This window comes from Andreesenia angusta (assembly GCF_001855385.1).
In the GTDB taxonomy this organism is placed as follows: Bacteria; Bacillota; Clostridia; order Tissierellales; family Gottschalkiaceae; genus Andreesenia; species Andreesenia angusta.
This window is the reverse complement of record NZ_MKIE01000001.1, coordinates 171,758-190,802: the sequence shown is the minus strand read 5'-3', so window position 1 is coordinate 190,802 and position 19,045 is coordinate 171,758. Positions and strand designations below refer to the sequence as shown.

Below are 19,045 nucleotides of genomic sequence, written 5' to 3'. Positions count from 1 at the left end.
CTCAACTATTTTGGAAATGAGCAATAGTGCTCCAATGCCTCAAGGTACAGCTCGTAGTCACCTGGAAAAGTGACCAGGCTTTCTACGGCGAATGCGTCGAACCACTTTGCGTCGGATACTTCGCTCAGCTGTGGAACAGGAGGGCTATTCGGAGACTTAGGTTCTCCTACAAAGAAGACATTCCACTTCAACCTTCCGCCTCTATTTTTGTAGTTTGTAACTTTGCGAAAAGAGGTGTCCAGAACGACGTCCAAGCCTGTCTCCTCTTTTATCTCCCTGAGGGCTGTATCTTCATCTGATTCAGAGCCCTCGACATGGCCTTTTGGAAAGCCCCAGTGGTGCTGGCCATATCTGACCAATAGAACTTCAAGCTTTTCGCTGTATACTTTCTTGCTTTCTAAACATCTGAACACTATAGCTCCGCAGGACTTTAAACTTTCCATATAGACAACTCCCTCCGAATTTCAATAATTTTATTATACGTGAAACCGTGGATTTAGAATAGAGATATGGCAAACTAAAATGGGTATAACTAAGAATAATAAGATGGGGAGGGATTCATATGAATTTCAAAGAAAAGCTGGATAGCTTAGTAAAAGTTATGGTGGAGTTTTCGGACCCGGACAGGATAAATATAGAGTGGTACGAGAGTGTGAAATACTGGCAGGAATATCAATGGTCCATGGTCATGAATCACACCTTCAAAGAGGGTGAAGAGGTGTATATAGAGAAAGACGTGGAGACGCTTAAGGCCAGTGTGATCGACCTTAGCGATCCGAAGTCACTGGAGAGATTTAGAGCTGCGGGAAGCAATCCCACTTACCACAACATAGGACTCTGGAGGCTGAAGGAGTTTATAGACGGCGGAAACTATACTCATATATTTGTATATGGCATAGGAGAACTTGACAGCCGTCAAATGGAAGAATTCAAGGAGTGGCTGGAAGAGAAGGCAAAGTGAACTCTACGGAGCGTAGATTGATTTTAGTCGAGTGCAGATATAGAATTGTAGTTGAAACGAGTTTGAGTTCAGATTTTGGAGGTGATTTTTTGAGCTTGAAAAGAGCTGGAGAGCTTTTGTGCTCTTTGAGGAAGGAAAAGAATATGACGCAGAGAGAGCTAGCCGAGATTATGAATATAAGCGACAAGACGGTTTCCAAGTGGGAGAGAGGCCTGGGGCTTCCAGATGTGTCGCTCCTGAATGAGCTTTCAAACGCTCTAGGGGTAAATATAGACAGGTTGCTAGATGGAGATTTAGGCGAGAGCGAGATAAAAGGAGGAAATATGAAGCGACTGAAATTTTACACATGTACAAAATGCGATAACTTGATGACAAGCACGGGAGTTGCAGAGCTGTCGTGCTGCGGGAGGAAGATGGAGCCGTTGGAGCCGAAAGCAGGAGACGAGCTACACGGAATTTCGGTAGAGGAAATGGAAAGCGACTACTACGTAGCTATGAACCACGATATGAAAAAGTCTCACTACATCTCCTTTATGGCCCTTGTGTCTTACGACAAGGTGATTTTGGCGAAGCTGTACCCTGAACAGAATGCAGAGGTCAGAATTCCCAGAATGAGCGGAAGCAAGCTCTACACACATTGCAGTGAACATGGGCTGTTTGAGTACAATCTCAAGAAGGAACTGAAGAGATAGCTTTACAATATTCTTAGGGGGGATAGACATGGGAAAAATGCCTGTGGTTTTTGTAGGACACGGATCTCCAATGAACGCCATAGAGAAAAACGAGTTCAACGCGGGATGGAGGGAAATCGCCGAAAGCATACCTAGGCCGAAAGCGATTCTGTCGATATCGGCGCATTGGTACACCAAGGATACGAAGATAAACGACGAAGAGTCTCCAAGGGCCGTGTACGACATGTACGGATTTCCAAAGGAGCTTTATGAGCTAAAATACGGCGCCAAGGGATCGCCGGAATTGGCAAACCGCGTGAAGAACTTAAAGGATATGAAGGTGGAAGTAGACAATAGCTGGGGGATAGACCACGGCACCTGGTCTGTGCTTGTCCATATGTATCCTTCGGCAGATATTCCTGTAGTTCAGCTCAGCATAGATATGAAAAAGGACAGCAGATCGCACTATGAACTGGGAAGGATATTGAAACCCCTTAGAGAAGAAGGCGTTTTGATATTTGGGAGCGGGAATATTGTGCACGATCTCTCGAAGGTAAACTGGAGCATGCAAAGTGGCTATGACTGGGCCTACGATTTCGACAACTATATAAAAGAGAGCATAGTCGCTGGAGACCATGAAAAAGTTATAAGCTACGAGAGTGCAGGCGACTCGGCAAGACTTGCTTTCAAGACGCCGGAGCATTACTACCCTCTGCTATATGCACTAGGAGCTTCAGAAAAAGATGAAAAAGTGGAAGTATACAATGATAAATGCCTTATGGGCTCCATATCCATGACGTCTTATGTTTGGAGATAGTACAGAAAAGTTTAGGCCGTCTGAAGAGGCGGTCTTTTTTACTAAAAAACATATAGACAAATATCAATATGAAGAATATAATATACATAGATAATTATCTATGTATTATAAGGAGTTGACTTCATGGAAAAAAACTTTGAAACATACGCTAAACTCATGAAAGCATTGTCGGACGAAACAAGAGTGAAGATATTCAGCATGCTCTCCAAAGGGGAACTGTGCGCCTGTAAGCTCTTGGAAGAGTTTCACATAACACAGCCGACGCTTTCATACCATATGAAAGCTTTGATAGAAAGTGGTCTAGTCAATGGAAGGAAGGACGGAAAGTGGATGAGATATACCATAGACTCTGAAGCTTTCGGACTATTGAAGTCGTTCTTCGGAGATATAGATGCAGACCTGAAATCCAGTTTTAAGGAGTGATTGAAATGGAAATATTCAGCTGGCTAAACGAAACACTCTTAAAGATGACTTGGCTCAGCGACCTTGTAAGGCTACTCGTTGAAAATGTATTCGGCCTTGATGTGGACAGCAGGCTTGGGGGAAGTATCCACTTCTTTATATACGACGTGGCCAAGATATTCATACTGCTGTCGGTACTTATATTCACAATATCGTATATACAGAGCTACTTTCCGCCTGAAAAGACTAAGCGGATTCTGGGGAGATTCAACGGAATTACTGCGAATACACTGGCTGCACTTCTGGGAACAGTGACGCCGTTCTGCTCATGCTCCTCGATTCCGCTCTTTATAGGTTTCACAAACGCAGGACTCCCTATAGGGGTGACTTTTTCATTTCTTATATCTTCGCCGCTTGTGGACTTGGCATCGGTCATACTGCTTGCGAGCATATTCAACTGGAAAATAGCCATAGCATACGTTATAGTTGGACTCATACTTGCTGTTATAGGCGGAGGGCTTATAAGCAAACTGAAGCTCGAGAGGTATGTCGAATCCTTTGTGTATCAAGGCAAGACAGCGGAACTTCCACAGGAGGAGCTCACTAAGCGTGACAGACTTAGCTTTGCCAAAGAGCAGGTCGTCTTTATCATCAATAAGGCTTGGCTCTATATTCTGATAGGTGTGGGGATAGGGGCCGCAATACACAACTATATTCCAGAGCCTGTAGTAACGGCGATACTTGGAGAAGACAAATGGTGGTCAGTATTGGTTGCCACAATCGTAGGGATACCAATGTATGCAGATATATTTGGAACGCTACCTATAGCTGAGGCTCTTGTAGGGAAGGGAGTCGGGATTGGTACGGCGCTTTCGTTTATGATGGGGGTTACGGCTCTTTCGCTTCCATCTATGATAATGCTCAACAGGGTCGTAAAGAGAAAGTTGCTATTCATATTCATAGGAATAGTGGCCTTTGGAATAGTAGTTATAGGTTATGCTTTCAATGTTTTTGGGTATCTATTTATATAAAAAATTCGGTATGAGGGAGAGGTTGAAGATGATAATAAAAGTACTGGGACCAGGATGCAAGAAATGTGGACTACTGCTGGAACATGTAAACGAAGCAATCGAGAAGACCGGTGTCGAGGCTGAAGTAGTGAAAGTCGAGGACATGGGAGAGATAGTCGGATACGGCGTGATGTCTACTCCTGCTCTAGTCATAGACGAGAAAGTGGTATCTACTGGAAAAATACTTATGACAAAGGATATAGTGAAACTTATTCAGAAATAAATCTAGATTAGAATCAAGGCCGTCTTTTAGGACGGCCTTTTTGTATGCTAAAAAATACAAACAATCACATTGACAACTTTCGATATGGTTGATATCATATAGACAATAAATCGAAACTTATCGATATGATTTAAACTTATGAATATGTAGGGAGGTGGACAAAATGGACAAAGCGTATTCAAAACATATAGCTGTGTTTAAGGCTATTTCAGATGAAACTAGGCTTAAGATACTGGACATATTGTCCTGCGGAGAGATGTGTGCTTGCGACATACTTGAGGAGTTCAGCATATCCCAGTCGACGCTTAGCTACCACATGAAAATACTTTCGGAGTGTGGGCTTGTAAATGCCACAAGGGACGGAGCTTGGATGAGGTACACACTTAACAGAGAAACTATAGACGACACCATGTCTTTTCTGAAAGCAACGACAAGCGACAAGGAAGACTGCGTCTGCAAAAAGTACAGAGGAGGATGCTAAATATGAAAAAGATGATAATTTTTGAACCGGCAATGTGCTGTCCGACTGGGATATGCGGTCCATCGGTAGACCCAGAGCTACTCAGGATGTCTACAGTAATAAACAACCTTAGAAAGAACGGGGTGAGGGTTTCTAGGTACAACCTTTCAGGGAATCCAGACAAGTTTGTAGTCCATGAGGAGATAAACGAGATAATAAACGAAAAAGGAGTGGAGTCACTTCCAGTCACAACGGTGGATGGCGAGATAGTGAAGATAGGGAGCTATCCTAGCAACAAAGAGATCTGTTCTTTTCTAGAAATAGATGAAGACTTGCTGAAATCTGAAAAATCTTAGCCAAAAGGGGGCGTTCAACTTGAAAAACTTCAATATAGACAATATAGTTCCAACTAAATACTTGTTTTTTACAGGGAAAGGAGGCGTGGGAAAGACTTCGACTGCATGCGCTGTAGCCGTGAACCTTGCTGACAGCGGAAAGCGAGTGTTGCTTGTAAGCACCGATCCCGCTTCAAACCTCCAGGACGTATTCGAGAAAGAGCTAGATGGAAAAGGTGTGGCAATCGAGGATGTGCCAGGGCTTGTAGTTGCAAACTTGAACCCAGAAGAGGCCGCCAGAGAGTACAGGGAGTCTGTGATAGCACCTTATAGGGGAAAGCTTCCAGACATCGCGATAGCCAATATGGAAGAGCAGCTTTCAGGATCTTGCACTGTGGAGATAGCGGCTTTTGATCAGTTTTCAAGCTTCATAACCGACAAGAAGGTGGAGTCTGAATACGACCATATAATATTCGACACTGCACCTACAGGGCACACACTCAGGATGCTGGAGCTGCCTTCGGCGTGGACTAGCTTTATAGACGAGAGCACTCATGGAGCTTCGTGCTTGGGCCAGCTTGCAGGACTTGAGGACAAGAGGGATATGTACAAGAATGCGGTGGACAACCTTGCAGATAAAAGCAAGACGACTCTTGTCTTGGTGTCTAGGCCGGAGTCGACACCTCTTGCAGAAGCGGAGCGTTCAAGTACAGAGCTAAGCGAGCTTGGCATAGACAATCAAATTCTGATAGTGAACGGTGTTCTGAAGGAAGTATCGGACGATATATCCCGAAAGATTTTCGACAATCAGCAAGATGCAATAGAGAGCATGCCTCCTAGGCTCAAAAAGCTTGAGCAGTTTGAAATAGCGCTTAGATCTTACAATATACTGGGAATAGAGAGCTTGAGGGCTTTTTTCAGAAGCGACGACTACAGCGGAGCCAGTGAATTCAAGAAGCTAACGGATATCAAACGGATAGATGCACTTGTGGACGACCTGTATCAAACAGGGAAAAAGGTCATATTCACCATGGGCAAAGGCGGAGTGGGAAAGACTACAGCGGCGGCAGCTATAGCACTCTCTCTTGCAGATAAAGGTGTAAAAGTGACACTGACTTCTACAGACCCTGCATACCACCTCAAGTACGTGATAGAGAATGCGGAGAATGTAAAGCTGGTAGAGATAGATGAAGAGCAGGAGCTGAAGCATTACAGAGACGAAGTGCTCCAAAAGGCCAGAGACAATATGGCCAGCGAGGAAGATATAGAGTATATAGAGGAAGACCTCCGTTCGCCGTGCACCCAGGAAATAGCTCTTTTCAGGGCGTTTGCAGAGATTGTGGACAAGGCAGAAAGTGAAGTTGTGGTAATAGACACAGCCCCTACAGGACATACTCTTTTGCTTTTAGACTCTACAGAAAGCTACCATAAAGAGGTGCAGAGAACAAGAGGGGAGACTCCTGTTTCAATACAGAGGCTGCTTCCAAGACTTAGGGATGAAAACCAGACGGAGGTCGTAATTGTGACTCTACCGGAAGCGACACCTTTCTTTGAAGCCAAAAGACTTCGCGAAGATCTAGAGCGAGCCGGAATAAACAACAAGTGGTGGATTGTGAACCAGTGCCTGTCTATGACAGATACAGAGAGCCCTATGCTTATGTCCAGGGCGAAGGCTGAGAAGCAGTGGATAGAGGAAGTGGGGAGTTTAAGCGAAGGAAACTTCATAGGGATACCTTGGCTTGAAGAACCTTCGGTTGAAAACGTGGCTAATATTACAAAAATAGGAGAGTAGCTATGGGGAATGACACTGAAAAAATTATGCTCTGCCTAAAAATCTAGAAGTTTTTTGTGGAATCGAAAGCAACAAAAAAATAAATAAGAGGTGATAAAAATGGGAAAAGAAAAATTACAGGGCATCAGCTTCTTCGAGAAGTACCTGAGCATATGGGTGCTCCTGTGCATGGCTGCGGGGATCCTTTTAGGAAGATATGCCCCGGAAGTGCCTGCATTCCTCGAGAAGTTCGAGTATGCACAGGTATCTATGCCAATAGCAATTTTAATTTGGATCATGATCTACCCTATGATGATGAAGATTGACTTCCAGTCGATAAAGAATGTGCGTAAAAATCCAATGGGACTAATTATCTCTAGCGGGACAAGTTGGCTTATAAAGCCGTTTCTCATGTTTGGACTGGCTTCATTCTTCTTCTACGTGGTGTTCAAATCATTTATTCCACTAGAGCTTGGGAGACAGTATGTAGCGGGCGCAGTCCTTCTGGGTGCAGCTCCTTGTACCGCCATGGTATTTGTATGGAGTAACTTGACCAAGGGAGACCCAGCATATACACTTGTTCAAGTGACAGTGAACGACTTGATCATACTTGTGCTGTTCGCTCCAATAGTTTCATTCCTGCTGGGGATAACAAAGATTCAAGTGCCTTGGGACACTCTTTTTCTTTCAATAGTACTTTTTGTAGTTATCCCGCTAGTCGCAGGAGCGCTTACGAGATTTTTCATGATAAGAAACAAGGGCATAGAGTACTTCAACAAGAATTTTGTCCCTAAGTTTGACAGCATAACAATAGTCGGGCTACTTTCTACGCTTGTAATCATATTTTCATTCCAAGGAGACGCAATCCTGAGCAAGCCTTTCTATGTGCTTATGATTGCAGTTCCTCTGATACTGCAGAATGTGATTACAGCGGCATTTGCATACGCCATGTGCAAGTTCACAAAGCAGCCACATAGGATAGCGGCACCGTCTGCTCTGATTGGAGCCTCTGATTTCTTTGAGCTCTCTGTAGCAGTTGCAATCACGCTTTTCGGAACAGATTCTCCGGTTGTACTTGTCACTACTGTAGGGGTACTTACCGAGGTTCCTGTAATGCTTATGCTGGTGAAGTTCGTGAACAAGACGAGACATTGGTTCCCTGAAGACGGGTCTGATGTAGAGGCGGTGAAAATATGAAGGCAAAAGTAGGATTTATATGCGTGCACAACTCGTGCAGGTCCCAGATGGCCGAGGCCATAGCAAAACTGGTGGCAAGCGAAAACATAGAGCCGTACTCAGGTGGAACTGCCATAAAAGACGAGATAAACCAGGACGCAGTCAGGACCATATCTGAGCTATACGGAGTGGATATGAACGAGACACAGCACTCGAAGCTGATAACGGAACTCCCAGAGCTGGACATAGTGGTGACCATGGGCTGCAACGTAGTCTGCCCTTTTCTACCTTCAAAGTATACAGAGGATTGGGGGCTTGAGGATCCGTCTGGAAAAGATGACAAGGAATTTGCAAAGACAGCCAAGTCTATAGAAGAGAAAGTGCTTGATCTAGCAAAGAGGATAAAAAACGGACAGATAGATATATAGAATATAGAAAAAGACAAGAGATTCGCTTTATGGAGTCCTAGAAAGCTAGGGCTCTTTTTTTGATATAATATTGAAAGGATGTAGAAAGGAGCGTGAAATACATGTTCTCACTTAGAGACGTAAGGTATAAAGACATCTTGGAAATAGACGAGCTGGAAATAGAGGACGGTAAAGTCACATCTATAGTTGGAGAGAGTGGAAGTGGAAAGACTACTCTCCTAAGGCTTCTGAACAAGCTTATAAGCTGCGACAGCGGGGAAGTGAAATACAGGGGCGAAAATATAGAGAATATTGACTCTGTAGAGCTCAGAAGGAATGTGGTGATGCTTCCTCAGATTCCGTCCATATTTTCAGGCACGGTAAGAGACAATCTCCAGATAGGGCTTAAGTTTTCGGAAAAGCCGGAGGCAGACGACAGCGTGCTTTTAAGCGTACTGGAGCTAGTGGGCCTTAAAAAAAGCTTGGACGAATCGAGCGAAAACCTTTCAGGCGGTGAAAAGCAGAGGCTGGCGCTTGGGAGAGTTATACTTCTAGAGCCCGAGGTGCTTTTGCTGGACGAGCCATCCTCGGCGCTAGATGAAGAAACTGAGAGAATTATAATCGGAAAGCTGGTGGAGTATACAAAAGAGCAAAAGAAAACCCTTGTGATGGTAACTCACTCGAAAAAAATAGCGAAGAACTACTCGGACAATATAATTGAAATCAGAAATGGAAGAATAGCGGAGGAGGGATAATATGAACGGCGTAATAGATCTTCAGATTTGGCAGATGGTAGCTGCATATGTATTCGTCTTGATTCTGATGGTGATAGTAAAGCTCAGGGGAATTCCGAGAGAGAAAGAGATAATGATCTCTTCTGTCAGAATGACGCTTCAGCTGATTATCACAGGATATGTGCTGGTCTATATATTTGAGACTCCATCTCCAGTCTACACTGTCCTGATTCTAGTGGCTATGCAGCTTTTCTCTATATACAATATAATAAGGAGAAGCAAGTCGAACATCTCATACAAGCTCAAGAAAATAATCGCATTTTCAATGGTTACAGGGACAGTGTCGTGTCTGCTCTACTTCCTGTTTGTGGTGGTTCGAATATCTCCCTGGTACGACCCACAGTACTTTATCCCTATAGCTGGAATGCTGATAGGAAACTCCATGACGGGCATTTCACTAGGGGTCGATCGCCTAGTCGATGGAATGCAGTCGCAGAAGCATTTAGTGGAAGGGGCACTGATGCTCGGAGCTACACCTAAGATGGCGGCGAAGCAGATAGTGGACAGCGCTTTTGACTCTGCCATTCTTCCGACTATAAACTCCATGGTGGGGATGGGTATAGTCTTTCTTCCAGGCATGATGACGGGGCAGATACTTTCAGGTACATCCCCGGTGCAGGCAATAGAGTATCAGATTGCGATTATGCTTGGAATACTGGGAAGTGTAGCTCTGACCGTAGTGCTGTTTGTACAGCTTGGCTACAAGACTTTCTTCAACGAGCAGAGCCAGCTATAATATCGGTCTTTTTTTGTCTTGGGAATACTCTTTCAGCATTTCTATAAAAACAGAGGCAAGTTTGGAAGGTCTGCTGTTTTTAGGTAGCACATAGGAAAAACTGCGGGTGTAGCTGTCAGGAGTCGGTATCGCTACGATTTCTCCTGATTGCAGCTCACTTTCAAGCACAAGAGAAGATATGAAAGTGATGCCTAGGTTGTGTTTAACAGCTTCTTTTATGGCGAAATTGCTTTCAAAAACTATGATTTTTTTAGGAACTATTTTATTCGAGCTCAGAAAGAAGTCGAAATGCTCTTTGGTTCCAGAACCGCTCTCCCTTCCAATCCACATCTGCTCCTCAAAACAGCGCTTGCAGCCATCGAAGCTCATGCTGGATAGGGTATTCTTTTTAGATACCGCAAGTGTCAAACTGTCCTCGTAAAAGTCATAGCAGTCGAGCTTTTCCCTTTCCACAGTTCCCTCCACAAGCCCTAAGTCTATCTCGTAGCTCTCTACTTTTTTGCATATGCTAGAAGTATTACCTATGGATATATGCAGCTCTACGTCAGGATATTTTTCACGGAATATCCCCAGAAAATGAGGCACAAAATACTCTCCAATTGTAAAGCTACAGCCTAAGTGAAGCGATCCTGAAACTTGATTTTCATAAGCGTTTAGCTCTTCCTCTGCTTCCGACAGCAAATTGAATATGCTCTTGGCTTTTTCGTAAAGCATCTTGCCTTGCGGCGTTATATTGATACTTTTCTGCTTCACAGATCTCTGTACAAGCACAGTTTCAAAGTGATGTTCAAGGTGTTTTATATGAAGACTTACACTTGGCTGAGAGAGTCCTATGCTCTCCCCAGCCCTTGTAAAGCTCTGTAGCTCTACCACCGCTATAAGTGTTTTTAGCTCCTCAAGCATTTCGATGACCTCCTAAAGAACAATCATTATAAATACTAATGATTAATATCTAATATATATATTTTACTTATGATTATATCACTAATATACTGGGAGTAGGAGGCGACATATATGGAATTAGAAGCTCGCACAAGTATACTTCCAGGGATTGGGGCTTGCATGGCAACAGCGTACGTTGGGAATGCAATAGGAGAGCATGTTCCAAGTTTAGGCGGTGGATTCATATCTATAATACTGGGAATTGTGCTTGGAAATACAGTACTGAGAGGAGAGGTTTTCGAAAGGGGCAAGAGCTTTTCAGAGTCAAACCTGCTGTCTTACAGCATAGTGCTTTTGGGAGGAACTATGAGTTTTCAAGCTGTTATGGATATAGGCCCGAGTGGGGTTCTGTTTATAGCAGTTCAGATGACAGCGACGATACTGGCGGCCTTTTTCATAGGAAGAAAGCTTGGCTTTTCAGAGAACTTCAGCCTGCTTATGGCAAGCGGAAATGCAGTATGCGGCTCGTCTGCCATAGGAGCCACAGCTCCAGTTATAGACGCAGACGACGAAGATAAGAGCAACAGCATAACAGTAGTGAATATAACAGGAACTGTACTTATGCTTATACTTCCGCTTTTGGCAGAAAGTCTTTTTTCACTTGAGACATACAGGACATCCTCTCTTATAGGAGGCGTGCTTCAGTCGGTGGGACAGGTAATAGCCAGTGGAAGCATGGTAAACGAAGAAGTTAAAAGCCTCTCTACGATATTCAAGATAGTCAGAATCATTTTTCTTGTATTTGTGGTCATTGGCTACAGTGCGTTTAAATCAAGGGGCAAGGGCGAAGAGAAGCTTCAGGGCAGTGGGTTTGGCTTTTCGAATATAAAGCTGCCTTGGTATATAGTGGGGTTCTTTATTACGTGTTCTATGTTCACTGCGGGGATTATTTCAGAGGAAGTTTCGGAGACATTAAGCTTCATAAGTGGAAAGCTAGAAGTAGTTGCACTAGCAGGCATAGGCATGAAAGTCAACCTGAATTCCCTTTTAAGCCAAGGAGGAAAGATATCTGTCTATGCCGCAAGTGTTGGGGTATTTCAGGTTTTGCTTGCCGCAGTTCTTATATTTATTCTTTTTTAGTTAACGGACTTGGAAGCGGCAGAAAAGAGCCAGAAATTTTCGTATAAAGGCCAGCCCTATTTTAAAATAAGGGCTGGCCTTTGTAGTATAAAAAGAGTAATTGTCTAGATTAAGAAAGTTTGAAATTGTCTATTTTGGTGAAGAGGTTTTCTATACTTTTCTTGGATTTCTCTATCTGATCAACCATGTTTTTAGACATTCCAAGCATCTCGGTAGAGCCTGTCGCTATATCCGTGATACCTGTAGCAGAGTCGTTTGTGGCATTTGTGACCTCTCCTATTGAACGAATCATCGTGTGGATAGAAGCCAGAAGCTCCTCGCTAGTTGCGCTTAATTCGTTCACCAGAGTTTCCACCATCTCGGCATCTCCGCTGTATTTGTTGCCTGTTTCAACTAGCATTTCATAGTCGGATACCACCTGGCTGTTTATGAACTCCAGTATTTCCTGTGAGCTGTTGGCCAGATTTTGGACAGACGACACTACAGTTCCGATTATATTCTGTATCTCCAGGGCTGTGTTCTTGGAGTCGTCAGCCAGTTTTTTTATCTCTCCGGCAACTACAGCGAATCCCTTGCCGGCTTCTCCAGCTCTGGCAGCCTCTATGGCGGAGTTTAGAGCAAGCAGATTTGTCTGTTCTGTGATATCCATTATCGCCTCTGAAAGTTCTCCGATTTTATCTACAGACTTTGACTGCTCTATTGCAGACAAGAGATCTGCTCTTGTGTTTTGATATATCTCTGTAGCCTTTCTCTGAGACGATATGGCTGTGGATTTAAGGGAGTCAGCACGGTCCCTAATCTCCCCGGCGGATACAGCACCTTCCTGGGCCTTAGTGGCTATGGCCTCTACAGCTGACTCTATCTCCTCTGAAGTGGCGTTCATCTCTTCCGAGGCTGCTGCTGTTTCTTCCATACCGGCAGAGATTTCCTCTGTTGTAGCGGATATTTCTTCTATACTGACGTCAAGAGACTCCATACCTCCAGATAGAGAGACAGAAGCCTGGAGCACTTGTTCGGACTCATCTCTTATAGATATCAACATGCCTTGAAGGCTTTCAAGCACCTTGTTAAAAGACTGGCTGATGCTTCCTATCTCGTCTTTCCCGCTGAAATCGACTCTTGCAGTCAAATCTCCACCGCTGCTTTCAAGCTCTTTAAGGATTTTACCGACTTCATTAAGACTGCCGACCTTTTTTGTGATAAAAACAAATACACCTAGGACCAATATGGCCAAAATCACTATAAGCGCTACCATAAAGACTATAGATAAAAATACGGCATCTTCAGCGGCTTTAAGCTCTGATAAAGCCCTTTCGTTCAACTTGGATTTGAAATCTTCTATGGGCTTATCTATGATTGCCTTATCTGATTCGTAAGTTTCGCTGAATATAAGGCTTCTAGCCAGCTCTAGGTCTCCCTTGGCAACGGCTTCCATTGCTTTCTCCTCTGTGACTACAAGAGCATCTGAATTTTCAACAGACTCCTCTACAAGTGCAAGCTCTTCTTTAAGCGCACCAAGCTCAGTAAGCTTTGTAATAGCTTTCTCCATTGTCTTTGTTTCATTTAACTCTTTCCAGTAGTTATCGTAATGCGACTTATCTCCGGTTTCAACATAGCTTTTTATCTTGTCGGTAAGATAGTCCGAAGAATCGGTTATCTGTTGGCCTAGAGTTAGAAAATCAACTTGTCTTTGGCTTGAAGCTTTAAGCTCGTCAAAAGACTGGTTCATAAGATACAGATTGACTCCAAGCATCAAGAGAAGTGCCATAAAAACACTTCCGGCTAGCTTTAAAAACGATGAAATTTTCAAATAGAAATCCTCCTTTGTATGCAAACACTTAAAAAATTAAATTCGCTAGATTAAGTATAATTGCATGTCCTGTATCGGTCAATCGTTCTACTCAAGCTTTTTTCCACAGTAAGGGCAAAAATATTTCTTGTCTCTATCTTCTGACTTTTGAATCTCGGTCATCTGCTCCACAAATCCAGCTGAAAGTATACCTGTGGGAATTGCAACCATACCTACACCTAGAAAGGCTATGATTATCCCCAGGACTCTGCCAGCATAGGTCAGCGGATAGATATCCCCGTAGCCTATTGTCAGAAGTGTGGAAGTCGCCCACCAAAATCCTGAAAAGGCATCTGTGAAAACATCAGGCTGGGCTTTATGCTCTACATCGTACATGATTAGGGACGAAGCCACCATAAGTATGAATATTATAAACACGGATGAAAGCAGCTGCATCTTCTTCTTCCTAAGTACTTCTGATATCACATTCAAAGAGTCATAGTATTGATTTACTCTGAAAAGCCTGAGAATTCTAACTACTCTGAATATTCTGAATGCAACTACACCATGAGGGAACAAGAACGGCAGGTAGAACGGGAAAAACGACAGGAAGTCTATAATTCCAGAGAATGAAAGCATGTACTTCAATGCTGCGTTCAAGCGTGATTTTTCAGGATAGAGATAGTCTGAAGTCCAAACCCTCAGCACATATTCAAAAGTGAACAAGAGAACTGTTAAGAACTCGACAACATATATGTAGGTCTTGTATTTTTGAGATATGTCAAAAGTCAAAAAAACGGCCAAGATTAAATTAATTAGGATAGCTGCAAGTATAGCGAAAGTGAAAAAATTGCTCTTTGAATCGCTTCTTTTGCTAGATTGTATTATCTCGAATATACGCTTCTTTTTCAAATAAACCCCTCCAATTAGAAACATTCTATAGTAGAAAGAAGACTTTTTCAAGAATTCTAGATTTATCTTGAATTCAAGATAAATCTGTTGTATAATTATCTTAACATCAAGATAAATTTATGGAGGCTGAAAATGGATCGTAACAACTTGAAGCTAGTAATTGCATTGTCTAGATCGTACAATGCGTTATTTGGAAAAATAGAGAAGAGATTAAGGACATACAATCTTTCTTTAAGTGAATTTGGGGTACTGGAGTTTTTATACCATAAAGGAAAACAGCCTGTTCAGCAGATTGCAGAAAAGATTCTGGTCACAAGCGGAACTATAACATATATACTAGACAAGCTAAGCCAGAAGAGGCTGGTGACCAGGGAAAAGTGCAGTGAAGATGCCAGGAAATACTATGTGGAGCTGACTGAAGACGGCAAAAGTTTGATATCTGAAATATTTCCCAAGCATGAGCTTCACCTAGAGAAAATGTTTAGTGAGGTAGACGAAAAAACAAAAGAGAAATTAATAGAAGAGCTTTTCATGCTGAAAGACTCTATAGAAAAAAGCGAAAAATAAAGGGAATATGAGGAGGAATAAAAAATGGAAAACAAATACTACGAGGCTATGAAAAAGAGAAGAAGCATATATGCACTTTCAAAGGAGTCCACAATAAGTGACGAGCAGATCAGGAAAATAGTGGAATACTCGCTTGACTATACACCGTCAGCGTTCAACTCGCAGAGTTCAAGAGTAGTAATACTCTTGGGAGAAGAGCATGACAAGCTCTGGAATATTACAGAAAAGTCTCTAAGGCAAATAGTGCCTGAAGATCAGTTCGGGCCTACAAAAGATAAGCTGGATTCGTTTGGAAATGCCTATGGGACGCTTCTATTCTTTGAAGACTACGAGATTATTGAAGACCTTCAGAGCAGCTTTGAAACGTACAAAGACAATTTCCCTATATGGTCGCATCAATCATCTGGAATGCTTCAATACAACATATGGACTTCACTTGCTGTGGAAGGGCTCGGGGCTTCGCTACAGCATTACAATGAACTTATAGAACAAGAAGTCAAAAAAGAGTGGAGCATACCTTCAAAGTGGAAGATAATTGGGCAGATGCCTTTCGGAAAGCCTATAGAAGGAGCTGGAGACAAGGAGATATTAGGAGCGGATAAGAAGCTCAAGGTGTTTGGCTCTAAATAAGGAGGGAGTGTAATGCTTAGAAAAATTCAAAGCAAAAATATGGGTAAAAGCGATTTAGGATGGCTGAAGAGCATATTCCACTTTTCGTTCGCGGGATACTCTAATCCAGACAATATGAACTTCGGAGTGCTGAGAGTACTGAACGATGACCTGGTCAAGCCAGGTACGGGGTTCGACACTCATCCGCACAGGGATATGGAAATAATATCTTACGTTGTAGACTCCAAGCTTACCCATGAGGACAGCATGGGGAATGAAAGAGAGCTGAAACGGGGTCATGTCCAGTATATGAGTGCTGGGACAGGCGTCTATCATAGTGAACACAACTACAGCGACTCTATGCTTAGGTTCTTGCAGATATGGATACTGCCAGACGAGAGGGGCCATGCACCGCAGTATGGAGACTATGAATTCCCCTGGGAAGATAGGGACGACAGATGGCTGCAATTGGTTTCAAGTCATGATGGACCAGGGCCTATAAAGATAAATCAGGATGCAAATATATATGTAACAGAGGTCAGCAAAGGCAAGGAAATTGAATTCAGAGTAGAAAAGGACCGTCAGGCCTATATGGTGCTTGTAGAGGGAGAATCTGAAATAAACGGACTAAAGTTAGAAGCTAGAGATGCCCTTGAAATAGTGGAAGAGAGTGTAAAAATAAAGGCTAAAGAGAAATCACATATAATAGCGATTGAAATGAAAAAAGAAATTTAGGTATTCAAAAAAAAGACACTGAGGCTCTAAAATTGAGGGGAGGTGTCTTTTTTGCTTAGAAAAATATTTCTATTTGACAAACCAACAATAATTGAATAAAATATAATTTAGAACAATTGATTTAAAATTGCGCGAGGAGATGAAAGAATATGAATATAGATTTTTCGGTAGAAGAAGCAGTTTCAAAGAGGTATAGCGTAAGAAACTACAAGGAAGAAGAGATAAGTGAAGCTGAGAAGCGGAGCATAGAGAGTTTCATAAAATCTCTGAGTAATCCATTTGGAAGCAAGGTCGACTTTCACTACCTAGACAAGCAGGACATGGAAGATGAAGAGAAATTGGGGACTTATGGAGTTATAAAAGGAGCAAAGCAGTATATAGGAACGACAATAAAACTTGAATCGATGGCACTAGAGTCACTAGGATATGAGTTTGAATCACTTGTGCTGTATCTTGCACATCTTGGAATAGGAACTTGCTGGCTAGGAGGGACTTTTGACAGAGAGGGCTTTGCAGAAGCCATGAAAGTTGGAGATGGAGAAATCTTTCCGATAATAACTCCTTATGGCTATGCAGCTGACCATAAGCATGAAATGGAGATAGAGATGAGAAAGATGATCCAGGCAGACCATAGGAAAAGCTGGAACGAGCTATTCTACAAGGACGATTTTAGTACGGCGCTTTCTAAGGAAACCGCAGGAGACTTAGCTTTTGCACTTGAGATGGTTAGACTTGGCCCTTCAGCATCTAACAAGCAGCCGTGGAGAGTGGTTATCAAGGACGGAGCACTTCACTTCTATGAAGATAAGGAGCCGGGCTACAGTGATAGGTTTGAGTATGATATACAGAGGATAGACATGGGAATAGCTGCGGCGCATTTCGACATTTCAGTTAACGAGAAGGGAATAGTTGGTCACTTTGAAATCGATATGGATCCAGGTATAGATAGTCCAGAAAATTTGGAATACGTATTCTCATGGGTGAGGGATTAAAATGGATAAATATGATGTGCTGAAACTGGAAAATCAGCTTTGTTTTTCACTTTATGCACTTTCAAGGGAAGTTATAAAGATGTACAAGCCTCTTTTAGATCCATTTGATCTGACTTATACACAGTATGTAACTATGATGGTCATGTGGGAGCAAGAGCAGATTACATTCAAGGAGCTAGGGAATAGGCTATACCTTGATTCTGGAACGCTCACACCTGTATTGAAAAAGCTTGAGTCCAAAGGGATTGTGAGAAAGTATAGGAGCAAAGAAGACGACAGGGTTGTAATTGTGGAAATCACAGACTCTGGAAGAGAGCTTAAGGATAAGATAATAGAGGTGCCGGAAAATATACTCTGTAGATTTAGCGGAGAAGAAGAGAATCTTCTGAGTTTGAAGATGCAATTAGATGAACTGCTTAGAAAAGGCTTAAACAAAGACTGTACTTAAAGGAGATGATTCAGATGCCAAGTGTGGAAGTCAATAGAGAAGCCCCAGATTTCGAGATAGCGGACTATAGAGGTGAAATTTTCAAGCTCTCCAGCTTCAAAGGCAAGAGCAATGTGCTTATAGTGCTGAATAGAGGGTTTGTTTGACCTTTTTGCAGAAAGCATATGATGCAGTTGCATCAGGACTACGATAAGTTTGTGGAGTCAGATACAGAGATAGTGGCAATAGGGCCTGAAAACGCGAAGAGCTTCAAATCATACTGGGAAGAAAACGAGCTCAAGTTTCACGGCATTCCAGACGAAACTCATTCCGTACTCAAGCTTTACGGCCAGAAGGTGAATATATTCAAGCTAGGCAGAATGCCGGCCCAGATGATTGTAGACAAGGAAGGCATACTTAGATACATTCACTATGGGCACTCCATGAAAGACATACCTGAAAGCGCAGAAATGCTGGAGTTGATAAAAAAACTATAGAGAACTACTCCAAAAAGCCTCTCTCGAGCAAAGAGAGGCTTTTTTCTTTTTCAAGTGAAGTGATATACTTAAGAGCATAAGGAAAGGAGCGCTTGAATTGAAAAAGCTAAAAAACATGCTGTTTGTGGCGATGTTTGTAGCGCTGTCGTCACAAGTCAACATTGGGATAAACAGCACCGACTTCAGAGTCTCAGCAGGTATAATATTCTTTGGAATTTTTCTGTTTTACAATGATGAACTAAGGCCAGTCCAAGCTGCTATACTCTCTGGACTTATGGTCACATTTCTCAGAATAGCATCTTACTTTCTGACAAATGGCAGCTTAGACGATGTGTTCTTATCCTATCAAATAGAGACTATTTTCTACGCTTTCTATGGGGTTATATACATGCTTTTGACCAAAAAATATGGGAAGAAGAGCGTTAACTCCATGTTTTTTATCATGGCCACAAGCGACCTAGGAGCCAACTTGGTAGAGCTGCTTATAAGGACCAATATGGGGTCTGCCTCATTTACAATAGAGATTTTCTCGACACTACTGTTGGTGGCTATAGTGAGGGCGAGTATTTCGTGGATAGTTTTGATTTTGACAAAGCACTACGGTATGCTGCTTGTGAAAGAAGAGCATGAAGAGCGATACAAGAGACTGCTTTGACTTACTTCACAGCTCAA

25 protein-coding genes and 1 pseudogene are annotated in these 19,045 nt (G+C 42.7%); 22 read left to right on the top strand and 4 right to left on the bottom strand.

Features of this window, described 5'->3' with window-relative positions; translation table 11 throughout:
- Nucleotides 1-5 precede the first annotated feature (5 nt).
- A complete protein-coding gene (locus EUAN_RS00950; RefSeq protein WP_071060727.1) occupies nucleotides 6-443 on the bottom strand; it encodes a bis(5'-nucleosyl)-tetraphosphatase in 438 nt (145 codons plus the stop codon).
- Nucleotides 444-562: 119 nt separating this feature from the next.
- Between EUAN_RS00950 and EUAN_RS00945 the strand changes: the two genes are divergently transcribed.
- The 13 genes from EUAN_RS00945 (at nucleotide 563) to EUAN_RS00885 (ending at nucleotide 9,823) form a co-directional block, all read left to right on the top strand.
- Entirely contained in the window at nucleotides 563-961 is a 399-nt protein-coding gene (locus tag EUAN_RS00945) for a hypothetical protein (RefSeq protein WP_071060725.1), read from the top strand.
- 89 nt (nucleotides 962-1,050) lie between these two features.
- Nucleotides 1,051-1,653 (top strand): helix-turn-helix domain-containing protein, encoded by a 603-nt coding sequence (locus tag EUAN_RS00940; protein ID WP_084655631.1) that lies wholly within the window; start codon nucleotides 1,051-1,053, stop codon nucleotides 1,651-1,653.
- Nucleotides 1,654-1,681: 28 nt separating this feature from the next.
- Nucleotides 1,682-2,449: a 4,5-DOPA-extradiol-dioxygenase gene (gene ygiD, locus EUAN_RS00935; RefSeq protein WP_071060723.1), complete on the top strand. Its 768-nt coding sequence runs from the start codon at nucleotides 1,682-1,684 to the stop codon at nucleotides 2,447-2,449.
- Nucleotides 2,450-2,572: 123 nt separating this feature from the next.
- The gene (locus EUAN_RS00930; RefSeq protein ID WP_071060721.1) at nucleotides 2,573-2,872 is read left to right on the top strand and encodes an ArsR/SmtB family transcription factor; all 300 of its coding nucleotides are present in this window, start codon (nucleotides 2,573-2,575) and stop codon (nucleotides 2,870-2,872) included.
- Nucleotides 2,873-2,877: 5 nt separating this feature from the next.
- The gene (locus tag EUAN_RS00925) at nucleotides 2,878-3,882 is read left to right on the top strand and encodes a permease (RefSeq protein WP_071060719.1); all 1,005 of its coding nucleotides are present in this window, start codon (nucleotides 2,878-2,880) and stop codon (nucleotides 3,880-3,882) included.
- Between the two features lie 28 nt (nucleotides 3,883-3,910).
- Nucleotides 3,911-4,144: a thioredoxin family protein gene (locus tag EUAN_RS00920; protein WP_071060717.1), complete on the top strand. Its 234-nt coding sequence runs from the start codon at nucleotides 3,911-3,913 to the stop codon at nucleotides 4,142-4,144.
- A 163-nt stretch (nucleotides 4,145-4,307) separates the two neighbouring features.
- Nucleotides 4,308-4,625, top strand: coding sequence for an ArsR/SmtB family transcription factor (locus EUAN_RS00915; RefSeq protein ID WP_071060715.1), 318 nt, complete (start codon nucleotides 4,308-4,310; stop codon nucleotides 4,623-4,625).
- Between the two features lie 2 nt (nucleotides 4,626-4,627).
- Nucleotides 4,628-4,960, top strand: coding sequence for an arsenite efflux transporter metallochaperone ArsD (gene arsD, locus EUAN_RS00910; protein ID WP_071060713.1), 333 nt, complete (start codon nucleotides 4,628-4,630; stop codon nucleotides 4,958-4,960).
- A 19-nt stretch (nucleotides 4,961-4,979) separates the two neighbouring features.
- The gene (gene arsA, locus EUAN_RS00905) at nucleotides 4,980-6,731 is read left to right on the top strand and encodes an arsenical pump-driving ATPase (RefSeq protein ID WP_071060711.1); all 1,752 of its coding nucleotides are present in this window, start codon (nucleotides 4,980-4,982) and stop codon (nucleotides 6,729-6,731) included.
- A gap of 99 nt (nucleotides 6,732-6,830) precedes the next feature.
- Nucleotides 6,831-7,907, top strand: coding sequence for an ACR3 family arsenite efflux transporter (arsB, locus tag EUAN_RS00900; protein ID WP_071060709.1), 1,077 nt, complete (start codon nucleotides 6,831-6,833; stop codon nucleotides 7,905-7,907).
- On the top strand, nucleotides 7,904-8,314 hold the full coding sequence (locus EUAN_RS00895) for an arsenate reductase/protein-tyrosine-phosphatase family protein (RefSeq protein WP_071060707.1): 411 nt from the start codon (nucleotides 7,904-7,906) through the stop codon (nucleotides 8,312-8,314). Before arsB ends, EUAN_RS00895 begins: the two co-directional genes overlap by 4 nt.
- Before the next feature lie 101 nt (nucleotides 8,315-8,415).
- Nucleotides 8,416-9,048, top strand: coding sequence for an ABC transporter ATP-binding protein (locus tag EUAN_RS00890; protein ID WP_071060705.1), 633 nt, complete (start codon nucleotides 8,416-8,418; stop codon nucleotides 9,046-9,048).
- Between the two features lies 1 nt (nucleotide 9,049).
- Nucleotides 9,050-9,823: an ABC transporter permease gene (locus tag EUAN_RS00885; protein ID WP_071060704.1), complete on the top strand. Its 774-nt coding sequence runs from the start codon at nucleotides 9,050-9,052 to the stop codon at nucleotides 9,821-9,823.
- Here the strand turns inward: EUAN_RS00885 and EUAN_RS00880 are convergent.
- Entirely contained in the window at nucleotides 9,818-10,726 is a 909-nt protein-coding gene (locus tag EUAN_RS00880) for a LysR substrate-binding domain-containing protein (protein WP_071060702.1), read from the bottom strand. The genes EUAN_RS00885 and EUAN_RS00880 overlap by 6 nt on opposite strands.
- A 111-nt stretch (nucleotides 10,727-10,837) precedes the next feature.
- On the opposite strand from EUAN_RS00880, the gene EUAN_RS00875 reads away from it, so the two are divergent.
- Entirely contained in the window at nucleotides 10,838-11,845 is a 1,008-nt protein-coding gene (locus tag EUAN_RS00875; protein ID WP_071060700.1) for a YeiH family protein, read from the top strand.
- Between the two features lie 109 nt (nucleotides 11,846-11,954).
- Here the strand turns inward: EUAN_RS00875 and EUAN_RS00870 are convergent, their stop codons facing one another.
- On the bottom strand, nucleotides 11,955-13,655 hold the full coding sequence (locus EUAN_RS00870; RefSeq protein ID WP_071060698.1) for a methyl-accepting chemotaxis protein: 1,701 nt from the start codon (nucleotides 13,653-13,655) through the stop codon (nucleotides 11,955-11,957).
- Nucleotides 13,656-13,742: 87 nt separating this feature from the next.
- Entirely contained in the window at nucleotides 13,743-14,546 is an 804-nt protein-coding gene (locus EUAN_RS00865) for an ion transporter (protein ID WP_211266233.1), read from the bottom strand.
- A gap of 132 nt (nucleotides 14,547-14,678) precedes the next feature.
- Here EUAN_RS00865 and EUAN_RS00860 point away from each other — a divergent pair, with 132 nt between their 5' ends.
- The 8 genes and pseudogenes from EUAN_RS00860 to EUAN_RS12735 all read left to right on the top strand — a co-directional run bounded on the left by EUAN_RS00860 (nucleotide 14,679) and on the right by EUAN_RS12735 (nucleotide 19,028).
- Entirely contained in the window at nucleotides 14,679-15,113 is a 435-nt protein-coding gene (locus tag EUAN_RS00860) for a MarR family winged helix-turn-helix transcriptional regulator (RefSeq protein ID WP_071060696.1), read from the top strand.
- Between the two features lie 24 nt (nucleotides 15,114-15,137).
- Nucleotides 15,138-15,743 carry a nitroreductase family protein gene (locus tag EUAN_RS00855; RefSeq protein WP_071060694.1) on the top strand — a complete coding sequence of 202 codons (606 nt, stop codon included), beginning with the start codon at nucleotides 15,138-15,140 and terminating at the stop codon, nucleotides 15,741-15,743.
- A gap of 12 nt (nucleotides 15,744-15,755) precedes the next feature.
- The gene (locus EUAN_RS00850; protein ID WP_071060692.1) at nucleotides 15,756-16,457 is read left to right on the top strand and encodes a pirin family protein; all 702 of its coding nucleotides are present in this window, start codon (nucleotides 15,756-15,758) and stop codon (nucleotides 16,455-16,457) included.
- 149 nt (nucleotides 16,458-16,606) lie between these two features.
- Nucleotides 16,607-17,449 (top strand): nitroreductase family protein, encoded by an 843-nt coding sequence (locus tag EUAN_RS00845; protein ID WP_071060690.1) that lies wholly within the window; start codon nucleotides 16,607-16,609, stop codon nucleotides 17,447-17,449.
- A 1-nt stretch (nucleotide 17,450) separates the two neighbouring features.
- Nucleotides 17,451-17,897 (top strand): MarR family winged helix-turn-helix transcriptional regulator, encoded by a 447-nt coding sequence (locus EUAN_RS00840; protein WP_071060688.1) that lies wholly within the window; start codon nucleotides 17,451-17,453, stop codon nucleotides 17,895-17,897.
- Between the two features lie 14 nt (nucleotides 17,898-17,911).
- Nucleotides 17,912-18,043 (top strand): thioredoxin domain-containing protein, encoded by a 132-nt coding sequence (locus tag EUAN_RS13110; RefSeq protein ID WP_281182067.1) that lies wholly within the window; start codon nucleotides 17,912-17,914, stop codon nucleotides 18,041-18,043.
- Nucleotides 18,044-18,055: 12 nt separating this feature from the next.
- Nucleotides 18,056-18,373, top strand: a pseudogene (locus tag EUAN_RS00835) (peroxiredoxin family protein); the annotation flags it as partial.
- 97 nt (nucleotides 18,374-18,470) lie between these two features.
- Nucleotides 18,471-19,028, top strand: coding sequence for a hypothetical protein (locus EUAN_RS12735; RefSeq protein WP_211266232.1), 558 nt, complete (start codon nucleotides 18,471-18,473; stop codon nucleotides 19,026-19,028).
- Nucleotides 19,029-19,045: the final 17 nt, after the last annotated feature.